23 protein-coding genes and 1 tRNA gene are annotated in these 23,085 nt (G+C 67.3%); 10 read left to right on the forward strand and 14 right to left on the reverse strand.

What is annotated here, in order from left to right:
* Positions 1-86 precede the first annotated feature (86 nt).
* Together lgt and OHZ10_RS13415 are read right to left on the reverse strand one after the other, a co-directional pair.
* Positions 87-977: a prolipoprotein diacylglyceryl transferase gene (lgt, locus tag OHZ10_RS13410; RefSeq protein WP_059233444.1), complete on the reverse strand. Its 891-nt coding sequence runs from the start codon at positions 975-977 to the stop codon at positions 87-89.
* Positions 978-1,066: 89 nt separating this feature from the next.
* A complete protein-coding gene (locus OHZ10_RS13415; protein ID WP_342702746.1) occupies positions 1,067-2,011 on the reverse strand; it encodes a LysR substrate-binding domain-containing protein in 945 nt (314 codons plus the stop codon).
* 134 nt (positions 2,012-2,145) lie between these two features.
* Here OHZ10_RS13415 and ilvD point away from each other — a divergent pair, with 134 nt between their 5' ends.
* Both ilvD and OHZ10_RS13425 read left to right on the forward strand, forming a co-directional pair.
* Positions 2,146-3,819 (forward strand): dihydroxy-acid dehydratase, encoded by a 1,674-nt coding sequence (gene ilvD / locus OHZ10_RS13420; protein ID WP_342702747.1) that lies wholly within the window; start codon positions 2,146-2,148, stop codon positions 3,817-3,819.
* 127 nt (positions 3,820-3,946) lie between these two features.
* Positions 3,947-4,273: a c-type cytochrome gene (locus OHZ10_RS13425; RefSeq protein ID WP_059233441.1), complete on the forward strand. Its 327-nt coding sequence runs from the start codon at positions 3,947-3,949 to the stop codon at positions 4,271-4,273.
* Positions 4,274-4,417: 144 nt separating this feature from the next.
* Here the strand turns inward: OHZ10_RS13425 and OHZ10_RS13430 are convergent, their stop codons facing one another.
* From OHZ10_RS13430 to OHZ10_RS13440, 3 genes are read right to left on the reverse strand one after another with little or no spacing between them, the layout of a single operon-like run.
* Positions 4,418-5,182 (reverse strand): DUF2486 family protein, encoded by a 765-nt coding sequence (locus OHZ10_RS13430; protein ID WP_342702748.1) that lies wholly within the window; start codon positions 5,180-5,182, stop codon positions 4,418-4,420.
* A 25-nt stretch (positions 5,183-5,207) separates the two neighbouring features.
* Positions 5,208-5,624 carry a DNA polymerase III subunit chi gene (locus OHZ10_RS13435; RefSeq protein ID WP_021160787.1) on the reverse strand — a complete coding sequence of 139 codons (417 nt, stop codon included), beginning with the start codon at positions 5,622-5,624 and terminating at the stop codon, positions 5,208-5,210.
* A gap of 34 nt (positions 5,625-5,658) precedes the next feature.
* On the reverse strand, positions 5,659-7,170 hold the full coding sequence (locus tag OHZ10_RS13440) for a leucyl aminopeptidase (RefSeq protein WP_342702749.1): 1,512 nt from the start codon (positions 7,168-7,170) through the stop codon (positions 5,659-5,661).
* A gap of 122 nt (positions 7,171-7,292) precedes the next feature.
* On the opposite strand from OHZ10_RS13440, the gene lptF reads away from it, so the two are divergent.
* The 3 genes from lptF to OHZ10_RS13455 are packed head-to-tail and all read left to right on the forward strand — an operon-like array spanning position 7,293 to position 9,947.
* Positions 7,293-8,384, forward strand: a complete 1,092-nt coding sequence (gene lptF / locus OHZ10_RS13445; protein WP_059233438.1) for an LPS export ABC transporter permease LptF — start codon at positions 7,293-7,295, stop codon at positions 8,382-8,384.
* Positions 8,385-8,387: 3 nt separating this feature from the next.
* The gene (gene lptG / locus OHZ10_RS13450) at positions 8,388-9,536 is read left to right on the forward strand and encodes an LPS export ABC transporter permease LptG (protein ID WP_059233437.1); all 1,149 of its coding nucleotides are present in this window, start codon (positions 8,388-8,390) and stop codon (positions 9,534-9,536) included.
* A gap of 27 nt (positions 9,537-9,563) precedes the next feature.
* Entirely contained in the window at positions 9,564-9,947 is a 384-nt protein-coding gene (locus OHZ10_RS13455; RefSeq protein ID WP_342702750.1) for a CbiX/SirB N-terminal domain-containing protein, read from the forward strand.
* An 81-nt stretch (positions 9,948-10,028) separates the two neighbouring features.
* Here OHZ10_RS13455 and cobA read toward each other — a convergent pair whose 3' ends face one another.
* The 6 genes from cobA to OHZ10_RS13485 all read right to left on the reverse strand — a co-directional run bounded on the left by cobA (position 10,029) and on the right by OHZ10_RS13485 (position 16,239).
* The gene (gene cobA / locus OHZ10_RS13460; protein WP_059233435.1) at positions 10,029-10,778 is read right to left on the reverse strand and encodes a uroporphyrinogen-III C-methyltransferase; all 750 of its coding nucleotides are present in this window, start codon (positions 10,776-10,778) and stop codon (positions 10,029-10,031) included.
* Between the two features lie 86 nt (positions 10,779-10,864).
* Positions 10,865-12,181, reverse strand: a complete 1,317-nt coding sequence (locus tag OHZ10_RS13465; protein WP_059233434.1) for a sulfate adenylyltransferase subunit 1 — start codon at positions 12,179-12,181, stop codon at positions 10,865-10,867.
* A gap of 22 nt (positions 12,182-12,203) precedes the next feature.
* Positions 12,204-13,166, reverse strand: coding sequence for a sulfate adenylyltransferase subunit CysD (gene cysD, locus OHZ10_RS13470; protein ID WP_059233433.1), 963 nt, complete (start codon positions 13,164-13,166; stop codon positions 12,204-12,206).
* A gap of 76 nt (positions 13,167-13,242) precedes the next feature.
* Positions 13,243-13,986 carry a phosphoadenylyl-sulfate reductase gene (locus OHZ10_RS13475; protein WP_059233432.1) on the reverse strand — a complete coding sequence of 248 codons (744 nt, stop codon included), beginning with the start codon at positions 13,984-13,986 and terminating at the stop codon, positions 13,243-13,245.
* Positions 13,983-14,534, reverse strand: coding sequence for a DUF934 domain-containing protein (locus tag OHZ10_RS13480; RefSeq protein ID WP_059233431.1), 552 nt, complete (start codon positions 14,532-14,534; stop codon positions 13,983-13,985). The genes OHZ10_RS13475 and OHZ10_RS13480 overlap by 4 nt, the downstream gene beginning before the upstream one ends.
* A 25-nt stretch (positions 14,535-14,559) precedes the next feature.
* Positions 14,560-16,239, reverse strand: a complete 1,680-nt coding sequence (locus OHZ10_RS13485; RefSeq protein ID WP_174992963.1) for a nitrite/sulfite reductase — start codon at positions 16,237-16,239, stop codon at positions 14,560-14,562.
* Positions 16,240-16,453: 214 nt separating this feature from the next.
* Here OHZ10_RS13485 and OHZ10_RS13490 point away from each other — a divergent pair, with 214 nt between their 5' ends.
* The 4 genes from OHZ10_RS13490 (at position 16,454) to OHZ10_RS13505 (ending at position 19,110) form a co-directional block, all read left to right on the forward strand.
* Positions 16,454-17,395, forward strand: coding sequence for a CysB family HTH-type transcriptional regulator (locus tag OHZ10_RS13490; RefSeq protein ID WP_014896306.1), 942 nt, complete (start codon positions 16,454-16,456; stop codon positions 17,393-17,395).
* A 64-nt stretch (positions 17,396-17,459) separates the two neighbouring features.
* Complete coding sequence (locus OHZ10_RS13495; RefSeq protein WP_059233429.1) at positions 17,460-18,617, forward strand: ABC transporter substrate-binding protein; 1,158 nt, start codon at positions 17,460-17,462, stop codon at positions 18,615-18,617.
* Between the two features lie 93 nt (positions 18,618-18,710).
* Positions 18,711-18,795 (forward strand) — tRNA-Leu (locus OHZ10_RS13500).
* A gap of 147 nt (positions 18,796-18,942) precedes the next feature.
* A complete protein-coding gene (locus OHZ10_RS13505) occupies positions 18,943-19,110 on the forward strand; it encodes a hypothetical protein (protein ID WP_174992965.1) in 168 nt (55 codons plus the stop codon).
* A 21-nt stretch (positions 19,111-19,131) separates the two neighbouring features.
* Here the strand turns inward: OHZ10_RS13505 and OHZ10_RS13510 are convergent, their stop codons facing one another.
* Entirely contained in the window at positions 19,132-20,022 is an 891-nt protein-coding gene (locus OHZ10_RS13510) for an alpha/beta fold hydrolase (protein ID WP_059233428.1), read from the reverse strand.
* 106 nt (positions 20,023-20,128) lie between these two features.
* Between OHZ10_RS13510 and OHZ10_RS13515 the strand changes: the two genes are divergently transcribed.
* Positions 20,129-21,025: a LysR family transcriptional regulator gene (locus tag OHZ10_RS13515; protein WP_059233427.1), complete on the forward strand. Its 897-nt coding sequence runs from the start codon at positions 20,129-20,131 to the stop codon at positions 21,023-21,025.
* A 39-nt stretch (positions 21,026-21,064) separates the two neighbouring features.
* Here OHZ10_RS13515 and OHZ10_RS13520 read toward each other — a convergent pair whose 3' ends face one another.
* Together OHZ10_RS13520 and OHZ10_RS13525 are read right to left on the reverse strand one after the other, a co-directional pair.
* Positions 21,065-22,000: a LysR family transcriptional regulator gene (locus tag OHZ10_RS13520; protein WP_059233426.1), complete on the reverse strand. Its 936-nt coding sequence runs from the start codon at positions 21,998-22,000 to the stop codon at positions 21,065-21,067.
* Between the two features lie 166 nt (positions 22,001-22,166).
* Positions 22,167-22,940 carry an SDR family oxidoreductase gene (locus tag OHZ10_RS13525; protein ID WP_006478064.1) on the reverse strand — a complete coding sequence of 258 codons (774 nt, stop codon included), beginning with the start codon at positions 22,938-22,940 and terminating at the stop codon, positions 22,167-22,169.
* Between the last annotated feature and the right edge of the window lie 145 nt (positions 22,941-23,085).

The raw sequence follows: 23,085 nt of genomic DNA on the forward strand, positions 1-23,085 counted from the left end.
GAAAAACGCCGGCCCGAGGGCCGGCGTTTTTTGTTTGCCTTCACGTTGTCGAAGCACGCGTCGATTGCGCGCGCATCGATTTCACATCACGCAGCAGCGTTTGCCGCGCGGCGGCGATACGCCCAGATCATCAACGCGATGCCCGCGAGGATCATCGGCAGCGACAGCCACTGCCCCATCGACAGGCCGAGCGCCAGCAGGCCGAGGAAATCGTCGGGCTCGCGTGCGAACTCGACCGTGAAGCGTGCGAGGCCATAGCCGATCAGGAACAGCGCGGACACGGCGCCCATCGGCCGCGACTTGCGCGAGAAGAAGAACAGCGCGAAGAACAGTGCAACACCTTCGAGCGCGATTTCATAGAGTTGCGAAGGATGGCGCGGCAGCATCTGGTATTGCATGAACACGTCGGCGAGATGCCACTTCTCGACGAGCGCCGGATGCTTCGGCAGCCAGGCCGCATCGTCGCGCATCGCGCCCGGGAACAGCATCGCCCACGGCGCCGTCGGATCGGTCACGCGGCCCCACAGTTCGCCGTTGATGAAGTTGCCGAGCCGCCCGGCCGCGAGCCCCGTCGGCACCATCGGCGCGACGAAATCGGTCACCTGCAGCCAGTGCCGCTTGCGCTGCCACGCGAACAGCACCATCGCGAGCGTCACGCCGAGGAAGCCGCCGTGAAACGACATGCCGCCTTCCCACACCTTGAACACGTCGAGCGGATGCGAGAGGTAGAAATCGGCCTTGTAGAACAGCACATAGCCGAGCCGGCCGCCGAGCACGGTGCCGAGCACGCCGTAGAACATCATGTCGTCGATGTCCTTCGCGGTCCAGCCCTGCGCCGCGACATGCGGCAGTTTCAGGCGGATCCGGCCGACGACGATCGCCGCGATGAAGCCGACGAGATACATGAGGCCGTACCAGCGCACGGCCAGCGGCCCGAGATGGATCGCAACGGGGTCGAAATTCGGGTGAATGATCATGGGTTAGCGAAGAAATTTTCGAATACGGTACGGCCATGGCATGTGTGCAGCGCCGCGCGTTGGACGGCACCCGCGCGCCATCGTTCACGTCACGCGGCAAGACCCTGCGCGCGCACGACGTCGATGAAGCCGGCGAGCACGGGGCTCACGTCGCCGGTGCGCCACACCAAACCCGTCTCGACGACCGGCGCGTGACCGGCAAGCGGCCGGTAGACCACGCCGGTGCGCCGCAGGTTACGCAGCGATTGCGGCACCAGTGCGACGCCCATGCCGGCCGACACGAGGCTGACGATCGTCTGCATCTGGATCGCCTCCTGGCCGATGCGCGGGGTTTCCCCCGCCGCGCCGTAGCAGCCCGTAATGATGTCATAAAAGCCGGGCGCCAAACGACGTGGAAAGATCACGAGCGGCAACGCGGCCACTTCGGCGAGATGCACGGGCGCGTCTTCGGGCGCGTCGGACGCTGCGGCCGGCGATCCGGCGGCCGGCGACCCGGCGGCCGGCATCGCGACGACCAGCGGCTCACGCATGACGGGCAGGTACGACAACCCGGCCGCATGGCGCGGCGGCACGGGCGGAATGACGAGCCCCGCGTCGATGCGCCCGGCGACGAGTTCGTCGATCTGCACATCGCTCGTCGCCTCGGCAAGCTGCAGGCGCACCTGCGGATAGCGCGCGCCGAACGCACGCAGCAACGATGGCAGCAGCCCGTAATCGGCGGTCGACACGAATGCGAGCGACAGCGAACCGGCCTCGCCGCGCGCGAGCCGTCGCGCCAGCGGCGGCAGCGCATCGGCCGACGCCAGCAGACGGCGCACGTCGGGCAACAGCGCCGCGCCGACCGCCGTCAGCGCCACCGAGCGCTTGGTGCGCACGAACAGCGCGACGCCGAGCGCGTCCTCGAGCGCCCGGATCGCCTGCGACAGCGGCGGCTGCGTCATCGACAGGCGTTCGGCCGCGCGGCCGAAATGACGCTCTTCGGCGACGGTCGCGAAATAGCGCCACTGGCGCAGGTCGGGTGTCGGATCGGCCATGCTCGACTCATTCATGTAACGACTTAATAAGCGACAAATAATATATTGGACATCCCAATCCGGAAACTCCATTCTTGATTGATCCGAACCGGCGCGCCCGCGCGAGCGACGCCCACACAACGATGGAGCCCCCCATGTCGTACAACCGTCGCTCGAAGCACATCACGCAAGGCGTGGCCCGCTCGCCGAACCGCTCGATGTATTACGCACTCGGCTACCAGAAGGACGATTTCGACAAGCCGATGGTCGGCATCGCCAACGGTCATTCGACGATCACGCCGTGCAATTCCGGCCTGCAGCGCCTGTCGGACGCGGCCGTCGACGCCGTGAAGGCCGCCGGCGCGAACCCGCAGATCTTCGGCACGCCGACGATTTCGGACGGCATGTCGATGGGCACCGAAGGCATGAAGTACTCGCTGGTGTCGCGCGAGGTGATCGCCGACTGCATCGAGACCTGCGTGCAGGGCCAGTGGATGGACGGCGTGGTGGTGGTCGGCGGCTGCGACAAGAACATGCCGGGCGGCATGATCGCGCTGGCGCGCCTGAACGTGCCGGGCATCTACGTGTACGGCGGCACGATCCGCCCCGGCCACTGGAAAGGGAAGGACCTGACGATCGTATCGTCGTTCGAGGCCGTCGGCGAATTCACCGCAGGCCGGATGTCGCAGGAGGATTTCGAAGGCGTCGAGCAGAACGCGTGTCCGACGTCGGGCTCGTGCGGCGGCATGTACACCGCAAACACGATGAGTTCGTCGTTCGAGGCGCTCGGGATGTCATTGCTGTATTCGTCGACGATGGCGAACCCCGACGACGAAAAAGTCGATTCGGCCGCCGAATCGGCACGCGTGCTCGTCGAGGCCGTGAAGCGCGACCTGAAGCCGCGCGACATCATCACGAAGGAAGCGATCGAGAACGCGGTGTCGGTGATCATGGCCACGGGCGGCTCGACCAACGCGGTGCTGCACTATCTCGCGATCGCGCACGCGGCCGAGGTCGACTGGACGATCGACGACTTCGAGCGCATCCGCAAGCGTGTGCCCGTGATCTGCGACCTGAAGCCGTCCGGGAAGTATGTCGCGACCGACCTGCACCGGGCCGGCGGGATTCCGCAGGTGCTGAAGATCCTGCTCGATGCGGGGCTGCTGCACGGCGACTGCATGACCATCACCGGCCGCACGATCGCCGACGAACTGAAGGACGTGCCGAGCGTGCCGCGCGCCGACCAGGATGTGATCTACCCGGTCGACCGCGCGCTGTACAAGGAAGGCCACCTGGCGATCCTGAAGGGCAATCTCGCGGAAGACGGTGCGGTCGCGAAGATCACCGGCTTGAAAAATCCGGTGATTACGGGCCCGGCCCGCGTGTTCGACGACGAGCAGAGCGCGATGGACGCCATCCTCGGCGACCGGATCCGCGCGGGCGACATCCTCGTGCTGCGCTATCTCGGCCCGCAGGGCGGCCCCGGCATGCCGGAAATGCTCGCACCGACTTCCGCGATCATCGGCAAGGGGCTCGGCGAATCGGTGGGCTTCATCACGGACGGCCGCTTCTCGGGCGGCACCTGGGGCATGGTCGTCGGTCACGTCGCGCCCGAGGCGTTCGTCGGCGGCACGATCGCACTCGTGCAGGAACGCGACTCGATCACGATCGACGCGCACCGGTTGCTGCTGCAGCTGAATGTCGACGATGCGGAACTCGCGCGTCGCCGGGCCGCTTGGCAACAGCCGGCGCCGCGCTACACGCGCGGCGTGCTCGCAAAATTCGCGGCGCTCGCGCGGCCGGCGAACAAGGGGGCCGTCACGGGTTGACGCGGGCGCGTCGCGACATGCAGCCCCAATCAACATGGCTGCCGGGGGAACGCGCAAAACGCGCTTCCCCTTTGCTTTTATAATGCGCGGACCATGAAGCCGGCCGTCCCCGCCGGCGGAGAACCGCATGAAACAGACGATATTGCGTGCCCTGCTCGCCACGCTGCTGATCGGCAGCGCAGCGGCGGCACGCGCCGATCAGGCCGACGGGCTCGCGCTTGCACAGCGCAAGAACTGCATGGCCTGCCACGCGATCGGCAAGCCGCTGATGGGTCCGTCGTTCCACGACATCGCCGGCAAGTACGCGGCGCGCGGCGACGCCGTCGACTACCTTGCCCAGTCGATCGTGAAAGGCAGCGTCGGCGTATGGGGCAGCGTGCCGATGCCCGCCAATACGCAACTGACGAACACCGAAGCCCGCACGCTCGCCCAATGGGTGCTGTCGGTACGCTGAACCGGATATCCCGGACGAGGATCACCGTCGAGCCGGGCGCCGCCGGCAGGCACGCCTGCACCGGCTGACCGGCACCTCAACGGCAGCTTCCCCCGCATTTACCGGACCGCACCCTCTTTTCCGTCACAGCAAACGATCGCGCGTTCAGCCGGAACGACCGGCGCGCCGGCGTGCAATCTCTTCGTCGACCGCGTCGCGCACCCAATCCATGACCTCGGTTTCCAGCGCGAGCGCGACTTCGCGCGTGACCTGACCGACCAGCCAGGCCGAATGCTCGTGCAGCGCATCGCGACAGCGTGATTCGATGGCGTCACGCCCGGCACCGGTCAGATAGTTCGTCAGGCGATGGCGAAGACGCTCGGCGATGTGCTGCGCATCTTCCGGCGTCAGCCCGGCAGCCGCCTGCGCATCCGGTTGCGGCGCAACGCCTGGCAGGACCGCCTCCGGCATCGCCGTGTCGGGCGCCTGCCCGGCCGCTTCGCGCGCCATCGCGGCGAACGCGGGCTGCGGCACGTCGTCATTGACCAGCGACGTCGGCAGCGGCGCCGTCATCGCCGCCGCATCTTCGGCAACCACGTGATCCGCGGCGCCGGGTTCGGCCGGCGCATCGGTCTCGCCCGCGGCGGCGGCAGCGACCGTCGCCACGTCGCCCGGCAGTTCGACGGCCGGCACGTGCAGCGTCGGCACGGGTTCGATGACGACAGATTCGGGGTCAGCTTCTGTTTTGATGGAACCGGCCTGCGCCGCGCCAGCGGCACCCGGCGCGACCACGTCGGTCAGCACCGGAATCGCCGCGCTGTCGTGCGGCAGCGGTGCGGTGGTGGACGCAGGCGAGCGCGCCGGCACCGGCTTGCCCGGCACCAGCACGTCGGTCAGCGTCGGGATCGAGGATGAATCGGCTTCTGTCACGGCAACACTCCGTCGACGGTTGCGGCTAGCTGCCTTGCTTGTAGTTGTTCAGTGCGTATCCGCGGTCGCGGTAGAACCGGTAGCGGTCGCGGCCCGCGGCCAGCTCGTCCGGCGCGTTGCCGACCACTTCGAGCAGGCGCTCGAAGCGGGCGAACTGCGCGGGCACGGCTGCGCCGAGGTTCAGCAGCACGTGATGATGCGGCGCGCGGTCGAGATCGGCGGCCAGCACGATGGGCGTGCCGGCTGCGTGCTCGCTGTCGACGCCGCAATGCGGGATGAAATCGAGCGGCGAGAACGTCCAGAGCCGCTCGTCGAGCGCGCGCAGGCGCGCGGGCTCGGCGAGCACGACGACCGGCTGCCCGGCCTGGTAGGCCTTGCGCAGCAGCCGGCACGCGTACGCGAGCGAATCGCCGACGTTCGAGTGGAAATCGATCCGCGTCATTGCCCGCGTACCCGCATCGTCGTCAGCACCGCCATCACTGGCCGGCGCGGTCGATCAGGAACTGCGCGAGCAGCGGCACCGGACGGCCCGTCGCGCCCTTCGCGGCACCGCCCTTCCACGCGGTGCCCGCGATGTCGAGGTGGGCCCACGGATAGCTCTCGGTGAAGCGCGACAGGAAGCACGCTGCCGTGACGGCGCCGGCCGGGCGTCCGCCGATGTTCGCGAGATCCGCGAAGTTCGACTTCAGCTGGTCCTGGTACTCGTCGTCGAGCGGCATGCGCCACGCCGGGTCGTTCGCCTCGCGCGACGCGTCGAGCAGTTCGCCCGCGAGCGCGTCGTTGGTCGAGAACAGGCCGCTGTTGTGGCCGCCCAGCGCGATCACGCACGCGCCCGTCAGCGTCGCGACGTCGATCACCGCAGCCGGCTTGAAGCGCTCGGCATACGTGAGTGCGTCGCACAGGATCAGGCGGCCTTCGGCGTCGGTGTTCAGCACCTCGATCGTCAGACCCTTCATGCTGGTGACGATGTCGCCCGGCTTCGTCGCGTTGCCGCCCGGCATGTTCTCGCAGGTCGGCACGATCGCGACGACGTTGATCTTCAGGCCCATCTCGGCAACCGCGCGCATCGTGCCGAGCACGGAACCCGCGCCGCACATGTCGTACTTCATCTCGTCCATGCCCTCGCCCGGCTTCAGCGAGATGCCGCCCGTATCGAACGTGATGCCCTTGCCGACCAGCACGACCGGCGCAGCCTTCGCGGCAGCACCCTGGTAGTGCAGCACGATGAATTGCGGCGGCTCGACCGACGCACGCGCGACCGACAGGAACGAGCCCATCTTCAGCGCCTGGATCTGCTTGAGCCCGAGCACTTCGGCCTTCAGGCCCCAATCCTTCGCGATCTTCTTCGCGGTGTTGCCGAGGTAGGTCGGCGTGCAGACGTTGCCGGGCAGGTTGCCGAGGTCGCGGGTCAGATCCATCCCGTTCGCGAGCGCGACGGCCTGCTTGACCGCGACCTTCGCGGCCTTTTCGTCCGCCGGGTCGACGCTGAACACGACGCGCTTGAGCGTGTGCGACGCCGGTTCCGCCTTGCTCTTCATCTGCGTGAAGCGGTACGTCTCGTTGCGCAGCGCAAGAATCGCCGCACGCACGCCCCAGTCGGAGCTGCGCTCGTCGACCGGCAGCTGCGCGAGCGAGAACGTGACCTGGACGACCTTGGTCGCCAGCAGCGCGCGCCAGGCGGCCGTCACGGCATCGTTATAGGCTTTCTGATTGAAAGCATCCTGCTTGCCGAGGCCGACGAGCAGCACGCGCGACGCGCCGATGCCCGATACTTCGTGCAGGAACAGCGTCTTGCCGCGCTTGCCGTCCATGTCGCCGGCCTTCACCACGCGCGAAATCAGCCCCTTGGTGGCCGTGTCGATGTCGAGCGCCGCGCCCGACAGGGTCTGCGCCTCGAAGATGCCGAGCACGATGCAGTCGGACTTCCCGGTCAGGAACCCCTTGGCCTCGCCTTTGCTCCAATCACAGCCTTTTATGCTAAAGTCCATCGCGCTTGTCCTCGGATAAAATCTGGGCTAAGGATGAAAGCCGCAATTATCCGCTATTTTTCCCGTGGCGGCGCGAGCGCTCCACCACGCGTGCGCAGCCTCCCGCCCTCTTCTCATCAAGAATGATCTTCGAACGCTCCCTCCAGCGCGAGCTTGCGTATACGGCTGGCGCCGTGTTCATGGTGCTGCTCACGATCATGCTCACGACGATGATGATCCGCATCGTCGGCTATGCCGCGTCCGGTGAAATCGATCCGCGGGACGTGCTCGTGCTGATCGGCCTGACCGTCATCGGCTACCTCGCCGTGATGCTGGTCGTCACGCTGTTCGTGTCGATCCTGTTCGTGCTGACCCGGTGGTACCGGGACTCCGAAATGGTGGTGTGGCTTGCGTCGGGCGTGAGCCTCACGCGCCTCATCAAGCCGATCGGCGTGTTCGCCACGCCGATCGTCCTGCTGATCGCCTTCTTCGCGTTCGTCGGCTGGCCGTGGTCGAACCAGCAGAGCAAGATGATCCGCGCGCGCTTCCAGCAGCGCGACGAAATCTCGCTGCTCGCGCCGGGCCAGTTCCGCGAATCGGCCGCGAACCACCGCGTGTTCTTCATCGAGAAGATGTCGCCGGACCAGAGCAAGGTGCAGAACGTATTCGTCACGTCGACCGAGAACGGCAAGGTCAACGTCGTCGTGTCGCAGACGGGGCACACCGAGACGCTGGACGGCAACCGTTTCGTCGTCCTGGAAGACGGCCGCCGCTACGACGGCACGCCCGGCCAGCCGAACTTCAAGATCATGGAGTTCGAGCGCTACGGCGTGAAGATCACGAGCACCCCGGTCGTCAACGTGCCGACCACCAACAGCACGCCGACGCTCGACCTGCTGCGCAACCCGACGCGCGACAACCTCGCGGAATTCGCATGGCGCGCGGGGCTGCCGCTGATCGCGCTCAACCTGATGGTGCTCGGCATCCCGCTCGCGTATCAGAACCCGCGCCGCAGCCGCACGATCAACCTCGTGATGGCCGTGCTGATCTACCTCACATACTCGAACCTGCTGAACGTCGTACAGGCGCAGATCGAGCAGGGCAAGATGTCGTTCGGCGTCGGCCTCGTCGGCCTGCATGCACTCGTCGCGGTGATCGTCGCGTTCATTTTCTGGTTGCGCGTGCGCAATCGTCCGCTGTTTACACGCGCGCTGTTCGGCCGCTCGGGAGCATGATCGATGCGGCTCTATGAAAAATACTTCGCGCGACAGATCTACGTCACGTTCGTCTTCATCCTGTTCGCGTTCTCGGGCCTGTTCTTCTTCTTCGACCTGATCAGCGAACTGAATTCGGTCGGGCACGGCAACTACAAGTTCGGCTACGCGGTACTGCGCGTCGCGCTTCAAACGCCGTCGCGCTTCTACGAAATCATCCCGGTCGCCGCGCTGATCAGCGCGATCTACGTGTTCGCGCAGATGGCCGCGAACTCGGAATTCACGATCTTCCGCGTGTCGGGCCTCGCGACCAACCAGGCGCTGCGCTCGCTGCTGAAGATCGGCGTGCCGCTCGTGATCATCACCTACCTGATCGGCGAATTCGTCGGCCCGTACGCCGACCAGCTGTCCGAGCGCGTGCGGCTGCAGGCGCTCGGCGCGTCGGTGTCGTCGAACTTCCAGTCGGGCGTGTGGGTGAAGGACACGCTCGCAGCCCGCGAAAACGGCGAGCAGGTCACGCGCTTCGTCAACGTCGGCAGCCTGTCGCCCGACTCGACAATCAGCAACGTGCGCATCTACGAATTCGACTCGAAGTTCCAGCTGCAGAACGTGCGGATCGCGCAGACGGGTAGCTACGAGCCGCCCGGCCACTGGCTGCTGAAGGGCGTCACCGAAACGGAGCTCACGCCGATCAAGCCGATCAGCGGGCAGCCGGCCGACGCGCTGAACCCGGTGTACCGGTCGCAGCAGGTGTCGCTGCCCGAATACCGGCTGCGCTCCGACCTGACCCCGCAGATCCTGTCGGTGCTGCTGGTGTCGCCGGAACGCATGTCGATCTTCAACCTGTTCCGCTACATCCAGCACTTGCGCGAGAATCAGCAGGACACGCAGCGCTACGACATCGCGCTGTGGCGCAAGCTGCTGTATCCGTTCGCCGTGTTCGTGATGCTCGTGCTGTCGCTGCCGTTCGCGTACCTGCACACGCGTGCGGGCGTGGTCGGCGTGAAGGTGTTCGGCGGCATCATGCTCGGCATGAGCTTCCAGCTGCTCAACACGCTGTTCTCGCACATCGGCACGCTGAACACGTGGCCCGCGCCGCTGACGGCCGCAACGCCGGGCCTGATCTATCTCGCGCTCGGCCTGTTCGCGCTCAAGTGGGTCGACCGGCACTGAGTGCCGCGTGACGACGGAGGCTTCGACATGAGTTCGCATGGCATCGTCCTGTTCGGCCACGGCGCCCGCGATCCGCGCTGGGCCGAGCCGTTCGAGCGGCTCGCCGCGCGGCTGCGCAGCGCCGGCTCCCCTGCCCCGCAGGTGTCGCTCGCCTTCCTCGAACTGATGACCCCGTCGCTCGGTGAGGCTGTGGCCACGCAAGTCACGGCCGGCTGCACGCGCATCACCGTCGTACCGGTGTTCTTCGGGCAGGGTGGTCATGTCCGTCGCGACCTGCCGCAGCTCGTCGATGCGTGCCGCGCCGCACATCCGGGCGTCGAGATCCGTTGCGCGACAGCCGTCGGCGAAGACGATGGCGTGCTCGACGCGATCGCGCGCTATTGCGTCGACCAGATCGGCGACAACGCGTAGGCCGCGCATTCGCCGGACACAAAGAAAAAGCGCTGGCATCTGCCAGCGCTTTTTTCGTTTCGGACTGCCGTCGAGCCGCGCTCAGGCGGCATTGCGCAACGGATCGCCCGCGCTCGCCTGCCGGGTGCGCTCGGCGAATGCATCGCCGATCATCAGCAGGCTCGGTTCCGCGGGATCGAGCCATGCCTGTGCGTCGCCCGCCGCCATCTGCGCGAGCGTCAGCGTCAGCGAGCGCTCGCGCGCGGTGCTGCATGCCTCGACGATCGCCACGGGCGTCGCCGGCGCGCGGCCGGCGTCGATCAGTTCCTGCGCGATGCCGGGGGCGCTGTCGCGGCCCATGTAGTAGACGATCGAATCGGCGCGCGCGGCCTCGCGGATCTCGTCACTGCCCGGCGCCCGGCTGTGCGTTGCGAACGCGACGCTGCGCGACACACCGCGCAACGTCAGCGAGCGCTTCAGCGTCGCCGCGCCGGCCAGTGCCGCGGTGATGCCCGGCACGACCTCGTAGTCGATGCCGGCCGCCTCGAGCGCGCGCATTTCCTCTTCCGCGCGACCGAACAGCATCGGATCGCCGCCCTTCAGCCGCACGACGCACGCGTGCTCGCGCGCCGCATCGACGATCTGCTTGTTGATGAAATGCTGCGCGGTCGAGCGCTGCCCGCAACGCTTGCCGACCGCGATCCGGCGCGCGTTCGGCGCATAGTCGAGCATCGCCGGCTCGACGAGCGCGTCGTGCAGCACGACGTCCGCCTGCGCGAGCAGGCGCGCGCCGCGCACCGTGATGAGGTCGGCCGCGCCCGGCCCTGCTCCGATCAGATACACCTTGCCCATGTTGGTCGCTTCGCTTCGTCCCTGCGGACGTTGGCGTACGGCCCGCGCCGCCGTGTGGCGGCGCGGTTCGCCGCGCAGATTGACGATTACGCCGAGAACGCGCGGATCATGCCCGCGGCGACCGTGTGATGCGTCGCCTCGTCGATCAGCACGAACGCGCCCGTACCCGGATGCGCATCGTACGTGTCGCAGACGATCGGCTTCTGCAGCGTCAGCGCGACGCGGCCGATGTCGTTCATCTTCAGTTCCTGACGGTCGGTGGCGTGCGACAGCGTATGCACGTCGAGCACCTGCTTGACCGCGCCGACCTTCGCGAACACCGTGCTCGTGGTCTGCTTCAGCAGGTACTTGCGCTGCGGCGACAACGGCGTTTCGTCGAACCAGCACAGGTCGGCCTCGAGCTTCTTGGCCGGCTCGACGGGCTCGGCGGTCGTGACGAACATGTCGCCGCGCGACACGTCGACATCCTCCTCGAGACGGATCGTGACCGTCTGGCCCGCGAACGCGTGCGCGACGGACGCCGTGCCGCCCGGCACCGGCGAGACGATCTCGGCGATCGTCGCGGTGCGGTTCGACGGCAGTACGACGATCTCGTCGCCGACCTTCACTTCGCCCGACTCGATCCGGCCCATGTAGCCGCGGAAATCGTCGGCCGAGCTGCCGTCCTGGCGCGCAACCCACTGCACCGGGAAGCGCAGCGCGTCATGCGCCTGCGTCTCCACCGGCAGCGACTCGAGCACGTCGAGGAGCGGTTCGCCCGCATACCACGGCATGCGCTCGCTCGCGCCGACGATGTTGTCGCCCTTCAGCGCCGACACCGGCACGAAGCCCACGTCGGTCAGGCCGAGCTGCTTCGCGAGCGTGACGTAGGCGTCGCGGATCTCGTTGAAGCGCGCCTCGCTGTAGTCGACGAGGTCCATCTTGTTGATCGCGACGATCACGTGCTGCAGCCCGAGCAGCTTGACGATCGCGCTGTGGCGCTTGGTCTGCGGCAGCAACTGCACGACGCCGTTTTCCACCGTGATGCGCGTCGCGTCGATCAGGATGATCGCTGCGTGCGCGGTCGACGCGCCCGTCACCATGTTGCGCGTGTACTGCTCGTGGCCCGGCGTGTCGGCGATGATGAACTTGCGCTTCGCGGTCGCGAAGTAACGGTACGCGACGTCGATCGTGATGCCCTGCTCGCGCTCGGCCTCGAGGCCGTCGGTCAGCAGCGCGAGATCGAGCTCGTCGCCGACCGTGCGCTTGTTCTTCGCACGCGACAGCGCGGACAGCTGGTCGGACAGCACGGCCTTGCTGTCGTACAGCAGGCGGCCGATCAGCGTGCTCTTGCCGTCGTCGACGCTGCCCGCGGTGATGAAGCGCAGCACGCCGAGGTCTTCGGTGTTCTCGATGATGCTCATGATGTGAATGTCCTCGTGTGCTTCAGAAATAACCTTGCTTCTTGCGCTGTTCCATCGCGGCTTCGGACGCCTGGTCGTCCATCCGGGTCGCGCCGCGTTCGGTGATCTCGGTCACCGCCGTCTCGGCGATGATCTTCTCGACGTCGTCCGCATCGCTCTCGACCGGGCACGTGCAGCTGATGTCGCCGACCGTGCGGAAGCGCACTTGCGCAAGCTCGCTCGACTCGCCGTCACGCATCGGCGTGAGCGGCGTGACGGGCACGAGCAGCCCGTTGCGGCGCACGATCTCGCGCTGGTGCGCGTAGTAGATCGACGGCAGTTCGAGGTTCTCGCGCGCGATGTACTGCCACACGTCGAGTTCGGTCCAGTTCGAGATCGGGAACACGCGCAGGTGCTCGCCCTTGTGCAGGCGGGCGTTGTACAGGCTCCACAGTTCCGGGCGCTGCGCCTTCGGATCCCACTGGCCGAACTCGTCGCGGAACGAGAAGATGCGCTCCTTCGCACGCGCCTTTTCCTCGTCGCGGCGCGCGCCGCCGATCAGTGCCGTGTAGCCGTGCGCCTCGATCGTCTCGAGCAGCGTGACGGCCTGCGCGGCGTTGCGCGAATCGGTTTCGCGGCGCAGCACGACCGTGCCGCGCTTGATCGAATCCTCGACGTGACCGACGATCAGCTCGGCGCCCAGTTCCTGCGCGCGGCGGTCGCGGAAGTCGATCACTTCCTCGTAGTTGTGGCCCGTGTCGATGTGCACGAGCGGGAACGGCAGCGTCGTCTTGCGGTTCGCGCCGAGGCCGAATGCTTTCAGTGCCAGATGCAGCACGACGACCGAATCCTTACCGCCCGAGAACAGCAGCGCCGGCTTGCTGCACTCGGCAACCAGCTCGCGCAGGATGTGGATCGACTCGGCTTCGAGCCAGTCGAGGTGGCCCATGCGGCTGTCCGCGCCGGTGGCCGGGGCAAAGGCGGATTGCTCGAGCGTCGTGCTCATGATTTCAGTCCTTCTCTTCTGGGTTCGTGCCGCCCGCTGTCGCTGGCGGCGCAATATTCAGTTTCTTGTCAGGCTTTCAGTGCGCGGCGCCAGCTTCGGCGGCCGCAGGAACCGGCGTAATCGTGATGTGCAGGCCGCATTCCTTCGTATCGCGCGATTCCCACCACCAGCGGCCCGCGCGGCTGTCCTCGCCGGGACGGATCGCGCGCGTACACGGCTCGCAGCCGATGCTCGGATAGCCGCGCGCATGCAGCGGGTTGACCGGCACCTCAAACGCGTCAAGGTACGCCCACACGTCGCTTTCCGTCCAGTCAGCGAGCGGGTTGTACTTCGCGATCCCGCGCGCTTCGTCCTGTTCTTCCTCGTGCAGCTCCGCGCGCGTGACCGACTGCTCGCGGCGCTGGCCGGTGACCCACGCGCCGACGTCGGACAGTGCGCGGTTCAGCGGCTCGACCTTGCGGATGTGGCAGCACGACTTGCGCAGCTCGACGCTCTCGTAGAACGCGTTCAGGCCGTGTTCGGCGACATACTGGTCGACCGCGTCCTGCTGCGGGTGGAACTGCTCGATCTCGTAGCCGTAGCGCTCGCGCACGCGGTCGATCATGCCGAGCGTTTCCGCATGCAGGCGGCCCGTGTTCAGCGAGAAAATGCCGATCGACACGCCCTTCGACAGGATCGCGTGCGTGAGCAGCATGTCTTCCGCCGCGAGGCTGCTCGCGAACTTCACTTTTTCGTGACGGGCGCCGATCTGCGCGAGCAGCGCGTCGAGGCGCTCGACCTTCGCGGCGAGTACCGGCGTCAGCGCGGTGGCGGCACTCATGCGCTCACCTTCGCATCGGGCGTCGCTGCGTCGGCCGCGCGGCGGCGGAACAGCGGCGCCGGCTCGTCGAACGCGCCCTGGTAACGCTGCGTGAATTCCGTGAACGCGTTCAGTGCGTCGTGGATGTCCTTGTCGGCGCGCACCGCGAATGCGTCGAAGCCGCAACGCGACATGTACAGCAGCTGGTCGCGCAGCACGTCGCCGATCGAACGCAGTTCGCCGGTCCAGCCGTGGCGCTCGCGCAGCAGGCGCGCGATGCTGTAGCCACGGCCGTCCGCGAAGCGCGGGAAATCGACGGCGATCAGCGAAATCGCGCCGAAATCGGCCACGAGATCGGCCGGTTCGCTGTCCGACGCGAGCCACACGCCGAGCTCGTCCTTCGTCTTCGCGGCGACGAGCGCCGCGCGCTCGGCCTGCCACAACGCGAACGGCACCAGCACCTTGCCGGCCGGCAACGCGTCGACCGCGGGCAGCGCACCGTCTTCCGCCGCGCGCACGACCTGCCATGCGTCGTCGATCACTGCGCGGTTCTTGATAATCGAAGCCATCTGCAAATTCCTTGTACCCGGTTGGTTACGCGTTCACTGCCTGGCGCGCCGCATACACGCGCTCCTTGAACGGCGCGATGCCGATGCGGTCGTACGTGTCGACGAAGCGCTCACCGTCGATGCGCGCATCGACGAACGTGTCGATCAGCTTCGCGATCACGTCCGGCACTTCTTCCGCCGAGAACGACGGCCCGATCACGCGGCCGAGGCGCGCGCCGTTCTGGCCCGTGCCCTGCTCGCCGCCGAGCGACACCTGGTACCACTCGGCGCCGTCCTTGTCGACACCGAGGATGCCGATGTTGCCGACGTGGTGGTGACCGCACGAGTTCATGCAACCGGAAATGTTCAGCGACAGGTCGCCGAGGTCGTACACATAGTCCAGATCGTCGAAACGCTGCTGGATCGCCAGCGCGATCGGAATCGACTTCGCGTTCGCGAGCGAGCAGAAGTCGCCGCCCGGGCACGCGATGATGTCCGTCAGCAGGCCGATGTTCGGCGTCGCGAAACCGGCCGCCTTCGCCTTTTCCCACACCGCGAACAGGTCGCGCTTCTTCACGTTCGCGAGAATCAGGTTCTGCTCGTGCGACACGCGCAGCTCGCCGAGCGAGTACGCGTCGGCCCAGTCGGCCACCAGGTCCATCTGCGCGTCGGTCGCGTCACCCGGCGCCACGCGATGATCCTTCAGCGACAGCGTGACGGCCGCGTAGCCCGGCACCTTGTGCGGTGCGACGTTACGCTCGACCCAGCGCGCGAACGCCTTGTTCTCGAGCAGGTGCTGTTCGAACGACGCGTCGGTGTCGGCCAGCTTCTCGTAGACGGGCGGCGCGAAGTACTGCGACACGCGGTCGAGCTCGGCCTGCGTGAGCGTCGACGGGCCGTCCTTCAGGTGCTGCCACTCTTCCTCGACCTGTTGCGCGAACTTCGCCGGCGACAGCGCCTTCACGAGGATCTTGATCCGCGCCTTGTACAGGTTGTCGCGGCGGCCGTAGCGGTTGTACACGCGCAGCACGGCTTCGCAGTACGTGATCAGGTGCTGCCACGGCAGGTCTTCCTTGATCACCGCGCCGACGATCGGCGTCCGGCCGAGGCCGCCGCCCGCGAGGATGCTCGCGACCACTTCGCCTTGCGCGTTCTTCTTCAGGTACACACCGAGATCGTGGATCTGCACGGCCGCGCGGTCGTCCTTCGAACCCGACACCGCGATCTTGAACTTGCGCGGCAGCCACGCGAATTCGGGATGGAACGTCGACCACTGACGCAGGATCTCGGCCCACGGGCGCGGATCGATCTCTTCGTCCTGCGCGACGCCGGCGAACTGGTCGGCCGTGATGTTGCGGATGCAGTTGCCCGACGTCTGGATCGCGTGCATCTGCACCGACGCGAGCTTCGCGAGGATCTCGGGCGTGTCTTCCAGCTCGACCCAGTTGAACTGGATGTTCGAGCGGGTCGAGAAGTGACCGTAGCCGCGGTCGTGTTCGCGGGCGATGCGCGCCAGCATCCGGAGCTGGTCGCTGCGCAGGTTGCCGTACGGAATCGCGATGCGGTGCATGTACGCGTGGCGCTGCATGTACAGGCCGTTCTGCAGGCGCAGCGGTCGGAATTCGTCTTCGCTCAACTCGCCCGACAGCCGGCGGCGCACCTGATCGCGGTACTGCGCGACACGCTCGTCGACGATCGTCTGGTCGTATTGGTCGTACTGATACATTCGGGGACCCCAGGGTTTTCGTGGTGACCGCGCGACGTCCTAGCCACGTCGCGCCCGAATCTCCGTTCCGCCGTCACCGCCCCCATCCGCTGCCGGGTGGATTGCTAATGACGAAAACAGATATCCATATTTGAAAAACTCCGGTGAATCGTAATAAACTCGCCTTATATTTCAAACGACTAAAAAATTCTGTTGATATGCGGAAGGGTTATAAATGAACCTGCACCAATTTCGCTTCGTGCGCGAGGCCGTCCGGCAGAATTTCAACCTCACCGAGGCCGCGAAGGCGCTCTACACGTCGCAACCGGGGGTTTCGAAGGCGATCATCGAGCTCGAGGACGAACTGGGCGTGGAGATCTTCACGCGGCACGGCAAGCGCGTGCGCTCGCTCACCGAGCCGGGCAGGATCATCCTCGCGTCGGTCGAGCGGATCCTGCAGGAGGTTGAAAGCCTTAAAAGGGTCGGGAAAGATTATGCGGCGCAGGACCAGGGGAACCTGACCATCGCCGCGACCCATACACAGGCCCGCTACTCGCTGCCGGCCGCGATCGCCGAATTCAAGAAGCGCTTTCCGAAGGTGCACCTGTCGATCCTGCAAGGCAGCCCGACGCAGGTGGCCGAGATGGTGATCCACGACCAGGCCGATCTCGCGATCGCGACCGAGGCGATCTCCGACTACAAGGAGCTCGTGTCGCTGCCCTGCTTCCAGTGGCACCACGCAGCCGTCGTGCCGGCCGACCATCCGCTGCTCGAACGCAAGCCGGTCACGCTCGACGATCTCGCGCAGTACCCGCTGATCACCTACGACGACGCGTTCGCGGGCCGCAAGAAGATCAACCACGCGTTCGCGCTGCGCGGGCTGTCGCCGGACATCGTGCTGGAAGCGATCGACGCCGACGTGATCAAGACCTACGTCGAACTCGGTCTTGGCGTCGGCATCATGGCCGACATCGCGTTCAACCCGGAGCGCGACCGCAACCTGCGGCTGATCCCGGTCGGCCACCTGTTCGGCAGCAACGTGACGCGCGTCGCGCTCAAGCAGGGCGCCTACCTGCGCAGCTATGTGTATACGCTCGTCGAACTGCTGTCGCCAACGCTGAACCGCAAGCTGATCGAACAGGCGCTCAAGGGCGAATCCGAATCGTACGAGCTTTGACCGGCGTGTATAAACACAGGGGCGCATATCGCGCCCCTTTTTGCTGCCCGACGGAGATTCCCGCATGACGCTTCCCGCCCTGCTGCGCCGCGCCGCCGGCGCCGCCCTCGCGCTGGCCTGCGCGGCCGCGCATGCCGACCTGAAGGTCGGCGTCGACCTGTCGTCGACCGGCCCGGCCGCCGCGATCGGCATCACGAGCAAGAACGCGATCCTGATGTGGCCGAAGACGATCGCCGGGCAACCGGTGCAGGTGACGGTGCTCGACGACGCATCCGACCCGGGTACCGCGGTGCGCAACATCCGCAAGCTGGTCGACGAGGATCACGTGGACGTCGTGGTCGGGCCGAACATCACGCCGGCCGCGCTCGCGGCGCTCGACGCGGTGGCCGCCGCGCAGACGCCGATGATCACGCTGGTGGGTTCCGGCGCGATCGTCGAGCCGCAGGAAGGCGCGCGGACCTGGGCGTTCAAGATGGCGCAGAGCGACAGCGCGATGGCCGACGTGATGACGCGCACCATGTCGAACCACGGCGTGAAGACGGTCGGCTTCATCGGCTTCGCGGACAGCTACGGCGACAGCTGGCTGAACGAATTCACGCGCTTCGCCGACCTGCGCAAGATCCGCATCGTCGCGACCGAGCGCTTCAACCGCACCGACGCGAGCGTCACGGGCCAGGCGCTGAAGCTGATCGCCGCGAAGCCCGACGCGATCCTGATCGCCGGCTCGGGCACGCCGGCCGTGCTGCCGCAGCGCACGCTGATCGAGCGCGGCTACCAGGGCCCGGTCTACCAGACGCACGGGATCGCGACGCCGGAATTCATCAAGCTCGGCGGCAAGGACGTCGACGGCACGCTGTTCCCGACCCAGCCGGTGGTCGTTGCGCGCACGCTGCCGGCCGATCATCCGGCCCGCAAGGCCGCGCTCGCGTTCGTCGACGCGTACGAGGCGAAGTACGGCGCCGGCACGGTCACGCAGTTCGCAGGCGACGCGGCGGGCGTCTACCCGCGCCTCGCCGACGCGGTCGGCCGTGCGCTGAAAACCGCGCAGCCCGGCACGCCGGCGTTCCGTGCGGCGCTGCGCCGCGAACTCGAACGCGCGCACGAACTCGTCGTGCCGAACGGCGTCGTCAACACGAGCGACAAGGATCATGTGGGGCTCGATCAGCGCGCGAGCGTGATGGGAATCGTGAAGCAGGGCCGGTTCGTCTACCTGAGCCAGTGACTTGCGCGCCGGTAACCGGGCAGCTTGCCCGGCATCCGGATTTCCGCCATAATCCGCCTTTCGCCGCGCACTGGTCTGCGCGGTCAGGAACAAGCCCAGGTGGTGAAATTGGTAGACGCAGGGGACTCAAAATCCCCCGCCGCAAGGCGTGCCGGTTCGATTCCGGCCCTGGGCACCAGTATTTCGCAGCGTCACGCGCTGCACTGAAACCCGCGCAAGCTCGCTGCTTCGCGGGTTTTTTGTTTTGGCCACGCGCGATGCCCACCGCAACGCGCGCCCTCCTCCCGCAGTCCAAGCATCAGGGAACGCAGCACGGAGGCAAGCCATGTCCAAGCGCGTCATTTCAATCCCGATCCGCGTCGGCGTGCTCGCCGCGTTGCTGTCGATCATGCTGGGCGGATGCGACCTGCTTCGCGAGCCGCCGGTGCCCGACTGGCCGGGGCCGCATGCGCCCTACCCGTTCCCGGACAACATTCCGCATCGCACCGAATGAGCGGGGCGGACGGCCGCGCGTTCAGTCGCGCGCGCAGAACCGCAGGATCGCGTCCGCGACGGCCGCCGGCGCCTCGCGTTGCGGAAAGTGCCCGACCGAGTCCAGGATCTGCCGCTCATAGCGCCCGGTGAAGAACCGTTCGCGCCCGGCCGAGCTGTCCGGGTGATTGCAGGTATCCGCGCCGCCGTGCAGCACGAGCGTCGGCACCGGCAGCACGGGCGCCGGGTTCAGCCGCGCATTGTCGTCCGCATAGGCCGGCGTGCCCGGCGCGAATCCCCAGCGATGCCGGTACGAATGCAGCACGACGTCGATCCAGTCGGGTCCGTCGAACGCGACCGCAGCTGCCTCGAAATCGCGGTCGCGGTACCAGCCCGGCGGCGACCACGTCTCCCACATCAGGCGGGCAAACGCGCGGCGATCGTCGCGCAGCGCCTGCTCGCCGCGCGGCGTCGCCATGAACCAGTGATACCAATAGTTGCGCACCTGCTGCAACGACAGTGGCTGGCCGGGATCGTTGGTGCCGTAACCGACCGACAGCATCGCGAGATGCGAGGCGGCACCGTCGCGCAGCCCGCACGCGTTCGCGGCCGCGCGGGCACCCCAGTCATGCCCGACCAGCACGGGCCGCTCGACACCGAGTGCATCGACGAATTCGAGCAGGTCGCGTCCGAGCGCCGCGAGCTGGCCGCTGCGCGGCACGGACGCGTCGCGAAAGCGCGTCGGCGCAAAGCCGCGCAATGCAGGCGCCAGCACGCGGTAGCCCTGCCCGGCGAGCGCCGCGGCCACCGGCTCCCAGCCGACCGGGCTGTCCGGCCAGCCATGCAGCAGCACGGCCGCGCGCTCGCCGCGCGGGTTCCATTCGAGATAGGCAATATCGAGCGACGCGGTCGTCGCGTGCATATAGGTCGTCATCGTGAACTCCGTTGGGTCAGCCTGAACGCACGATGGTAGGCCGGCCTTTCATCACGATTCACGGAGTATCATGATTCATTCGTCGAATATCGCGTTGAATTGATCCATGGAACCGCTGACCGATCCCGCGTCGACCGCGCTCGACATCACGCTGCTGCGCACCTTCCTCGAAGTCGTCGACAGCCGCGGATTCGCGCCCGCCGCCGAACGTCTCGCACTGACGCCCTCCGCCGTCAGCGGCCACATCAAGCGGCTCGAACAGGCGGCCGGCACCGTGCTGCTCGCGCGCACGACCCGCCGCATCGCACTCACGCCGGCCGGCGACACGCTGTACGCGTACGCGCGCAACATCGTCGACATGGAGCGCGAAGTGCGCGCGCGGCTGCGCGGCGCGCCTGCACACGGGCCGCTGCGGGTCGGCGCGTCGGAAGATTTCGCGGGGGCGTGGCTACCGCATGTGCTGCGCACGTTCCGCGACCGCCATCCGCGCACGTCGATCGAGCTGAAGGTCGGGATCACCGCATCGCTGCTGCGCGAGCAGGCGCTCGGCCGGCTCGACGTCGTATTCGGCAAACAGTGCCGGCAGGTCGACACGCCGGGCGAATTGTTGTGGGAAGAGCCGCTCGTGTGGGCTTTCGCGTCGGACCGCACGCTCGACGCGAGTGGCGAAGTGCCGCTCGCGCTGTTTCCGCAGCCGTGCGTCTATCGGGAAGCGGCCGTCGCGGCGCTCGCCGCCGCCCTGCGGCCGTTCCGTGTGCTGTTCGAGAGCGGCAGCATGGCCGGCTGCGTGTCGGCCGCGCTCGCCGGCTTCGCGGTCACCGCGCTCGCGCGCAGCCAGTTGCGCGACGGCCTGCGCGAATGCGGGCCGCGGGACGGCCTGCCCGCGCTGCCGGCCGCACGCTTCTACGCATTCGCGGCAAAACCGGACGGCCCCGGCGCGGCATTGATCGATGCGGTGCGGGCCATCGGGCGCGGCCGGCAGTTCGCCGCGCTTGACGACTGAAACCTGCGCGATGGCAACCGCGCCACCCGGCCGCTCCGCTCAGTCGCCGTCCGCGCCCTGCCCCGCCGCCGCCCCCGTCAGCGTCTCCGCCATCAACTCCCCGAACCACTCGATGAACGCGTTGAGCCGGCGCGACCGGTGCCGGCGGTGTGGATACACGGCCGACACGTCCATCGGCTCGGCGCGATGGCCTGGCATCACGTCGACGAGCGCGCCGCTTGCCAGCAGATGTTCGACGTCGAACCGCGGGATCTGGATCAGGCCCATGCCGGCAATGCAGCCGGCGATATAGGTTTCGGCGTTGTTGACGATCACGCGGCTCGGCAGCGTCAGCGTGTGCCGCTGCCCGTCCGCGCAGTATTCCCATCCAAGCTCGCGCCCCGTCGTCGGCGACGCATAGCCGATCGCCCAGTGCCCGTGTGCGAGCGCATCCGGATGCTCGGGCACGCCGCATTCGCGCAGGTAATCGGGGCTCGCGCAGTTGATCAGCGTGAACTGCCCGAGCGGCCGCACGACGAGGCTGCTGTCCGCGAGCCGCCCGACGCGGATTGCGCAATCGACGCCCTCCTGTACGAGGTCGATCGAGCGGTCGGTCGAGCCGAGCGACAGTTGCAGCTTCGGGTAGCGGTGAAACAGCGACGGCAGCGACGGCGCAACGACGCGGCGCGCGATCCGGCTCGGCACGTCGACGTTCAGCCGCCCCACCACGTCACGGTCGCGGCGGCGAAACAGGCGGTCGAGTTCGTCGGCCTCCGCGAGCAGGCGCCGGCCGCGTTCGAGCAGCAGCGCGCCGTCGGCGGTCAGTTGCACCTGGCGCGTCGTGCGATGCAGGAGACGCGTGCCGAGCCCCGTCTCGAGCTGCTGGACGGCCGCGGACACGGTCGCGCGCGGCACGTCGAGCGCATGCGCAGCCTTGATGAAGCTGCCCATCTCGGCAACCTGCAGGAAGATCCTGACCTGATCCAGCTTGTCCATCGGCGGCAAACCCGGGTTCGAACGACAGTCGCCGCCAGCCGCCGCGCCTCGCGGCGCGCTTCGGCGGCACAGAGAAAACGGGCGCGCGGCCTCGCGGCTGCACGCCCGTCCATTGTCCACGCAAACGCGCCATTGCGGTGCGCCGCGCGGCCGTTGGGCGGCCCGGTTACTTGGTCGTATAGCCGCCGTTGATCAGGATCGTCTGGCCGGTGATCCACCAGCCGTCGGTCACGAGATGGCGGATGAACGGCACGACGTCTTCGATGTCGGTCAGGCCCGTCTTGCTGAACGGCGACAACGCGGCCGCCGTCTTGTGATACGCAACCGCGTCGGCGCCTTCGGCCGGGTAGAAGAACGGCGTATCCATCGGGCCGGGCCCGACGGCCGTCACCGAGATCCCGCGCGCGCCGTATTCCTTCGATGCCGCGCGCGTGAAGTGCTCGACGGGCGCCTTCGATCCTTCGTACGCCGCATAGAACGGCGTGAACGCGCCGAGCAGCGACGTCACGAGCGTGACGAGCTTGCCGTGATCCTCGAGATGCCGCCCCGCTTCCTTGATGAAGAAGAACGCGGACTTGCTGTTGACCGCGAACATCTCGTCGTACTCGGCCTCGCTGATCTCGGTGAACGGCTTCTTCAGCACCTTGCCGACCGTGTTGATCGCGATGTCGATCTTGCCGAAGCGCTGCTTCGCGTCGTCGAACAGCTTCTCGACCGCGGCGGCCGTCGTCAGGTCGGCCTGGAAAGTCGCGGCTTCCGCGCCGGCCGCACGTACCGCGGCCGCCGTCTCTTCGGCCTGTGCCTGCGACGCCGCGCTGTTGTAGTGAATCGCCACCGCCTTCGCGCCGTGGCCCGCCAGATCGCGGGCGATCAGGCCGCCGAGATTCTTTGCGCCGCCTGCGATCAGGACAACCTTGTCTGCGAGCGTATGAGTTGCCACGGTTGACTCCTTTTTTCGTTGAACGAAGCTAGGAGTGTAGGCACCCGCGGCGCGCCGGTCAGCCGGTTGCGGCTGGATGGATTATCCAGAAAACCGATCCAATCGAAGCGCCGCAATGTGGCATGCCGTACCGACAGCGGCACCG

This window comes from Burkholderia arboris, from assembly GCF_038723655.1.
In the GTDB taxonomy this organism is placed as follows: Bacteria; Pseudomonadota; Gammaproteobacteria; order Burkholderiales; family Burkholderiaceae; genus Burkholderia; species Burkholderia arboris.

What these genes read in the sequence shown, in the direction of transcription:
- OHZ10_RS13515 (WP_059233427.1), top strand. Translation starts at nt 20,129, where the DNA reads ATGGAACCGCTGACCGATCCCGCGTCGACCGCGCTCGACATCACGCTG.
- OHZ10_RS13415 (WP_342702746.1), bottom strand. Translation starts at nt 2,011, where the DNA reads ATGGCCGATCCGACACCCGACCTGCGCCAGTGGCGCTATTTCGCGACC.
- OHZ10_RS13465 (WP_059233434.1), bottom strand. Translation starts at nt 12,181, where the DNA reads ATGAGCATCATCGAGAACACCGAAGACCTCGGCGTGCTGCGCTTCATC.
- cysD (WP_059233433.1), bottom strand. Translation starts at nt 13,166, where the DNA reads ATGAGCACGACGCTCGAGCAATCCGCCTTTGCCCCGGCCACCGGCGCG.
- ilvD (WP_342702747.1), top strand. Translation starts at nt 2,146, where the DNA reads ATGTCGTACAACCGTCGCTCGAAGCACATCACGCAAGGCGTGGCCCGC.
- OHZ10_RS13435 (WP_021160787.1), bottom strand. Translation starts at nt 5,624, where the DNA reads ATGACGCGGATCGATTTCCACTCGAACGTCGGCGATTCGCTCGCGTAC.
- OHZ10_RS13520 (WP_059233426.1), bottom strand. Translation starts at nt 22,000, where the DNA reads ATGGACAAGCTGGATCAGGTCAGGATCTTCCTGCAGGTTGCCGAGATG.
- OHZ10_RS13485 (WP_174992963.1), bottom strand. Translation starts at nt 16,239, where the DNA reads ATGTATCAGTACGACCAATACGACCAGACGATCGTCGACGAGCGTGTC.
- OHZ10_RS13490 (WP_014896306.1), top strand. Translation starts at nt 16,454, where the DNA reads ATGAACCTGCACCAATTTCGCTTCGTGCGCGAGGCCGTCCGGCAGAAT.
- lgt (WP_059233444.1), bottom strand. Translation starts at nt 977, where the DNA reads ATGATCATTCACCCGAATTTCGACCCCGTTGCGATCCATCTCGGGCCG.
- OHZ10_RS13480 (WP_059233431.1), bottom strand. Translation starts at nt 14,534, where the DNA reads ATGGCTTCGATTATCAAGAACCGCGCAGTGATCGACGACGCATGGCAG.
- OHZ10_RS13510 (WP_059233428.1), bottom strand. Translation starts at nt 20,022, where the DNA reads ATGACGACCTATATGCACGCGACGACCGCGTCGCTCGATATTGCCTAT.
- cobA (WP_059233435.1), bottom strand. Translation starts at nt 10,778, where the DNA reads ATGGGCAAGGTGTATCTGATCGGAGCAGGGCCGGGCGCGGCCGACCTC.
- OHZ10_RS13495 (WP_059233429.1), top strand. Translation starts at nt 17,460, where the DNA reads ATGACGCTTCCCGCCCTGCTGCGCCGCGCCGCCGGCGCCGCCCTCGCG.
- OHZ10_RS13475 (WP_059233432.1), bottom strand. Translation starts at nt 13,986, where the DNA reads ATGAGTGCCGCCACCGCGCTGACGCCGGTACTCGCCGCGAAGGTCGAG.
- OHZ10_RS13455 (WP_342702750.1), top strand. Translation starts at nt 9,564, where the DNA reads ATGAGTTCGCATGGCATCGTCCTGTTCGGCCACGGCGCCCGCGATCCG.
- OHZ10_RS13505 (WP_174992965.1), top strand. Translation starts at nt 18,943, where the DNA reads ATGTCCAAGCGCGTCATTTCAATCCCGATCCGCGTCGGCGTGCTCGCC.
- OHZ10_RS13425 (WP_059233441.1), top strand. Translation starts at nt 3,947, where the DNA reads ATGAAACAGACGATATTGCGTGCCCTGCTCGCCACGCTGCTGATCGGC.
- lptG (WP_059233437.1), top strand. Translation starts at nt 8,388, where the DNA reads ATGCGGCTCTATGAAAAATACTTCGCGCGACAGATCTACGTCACGTTC.
- OHZ10_RS13440 (WP_342702749.1), bottom strand. Translation starts at nt 7,170, where the DNA reads ATGGACTTTAGCATAAAAGGCTGTGATTGGAGCAAAGGCGAGGCCAAG.
- lptF (WP_059233438.1), top strand. Translation starts at nt 7,293, where the DNA reads ATGATCTTCGAACGCTCCCTCCAGCGCGAGCTTGCGTATACGGCTGGC.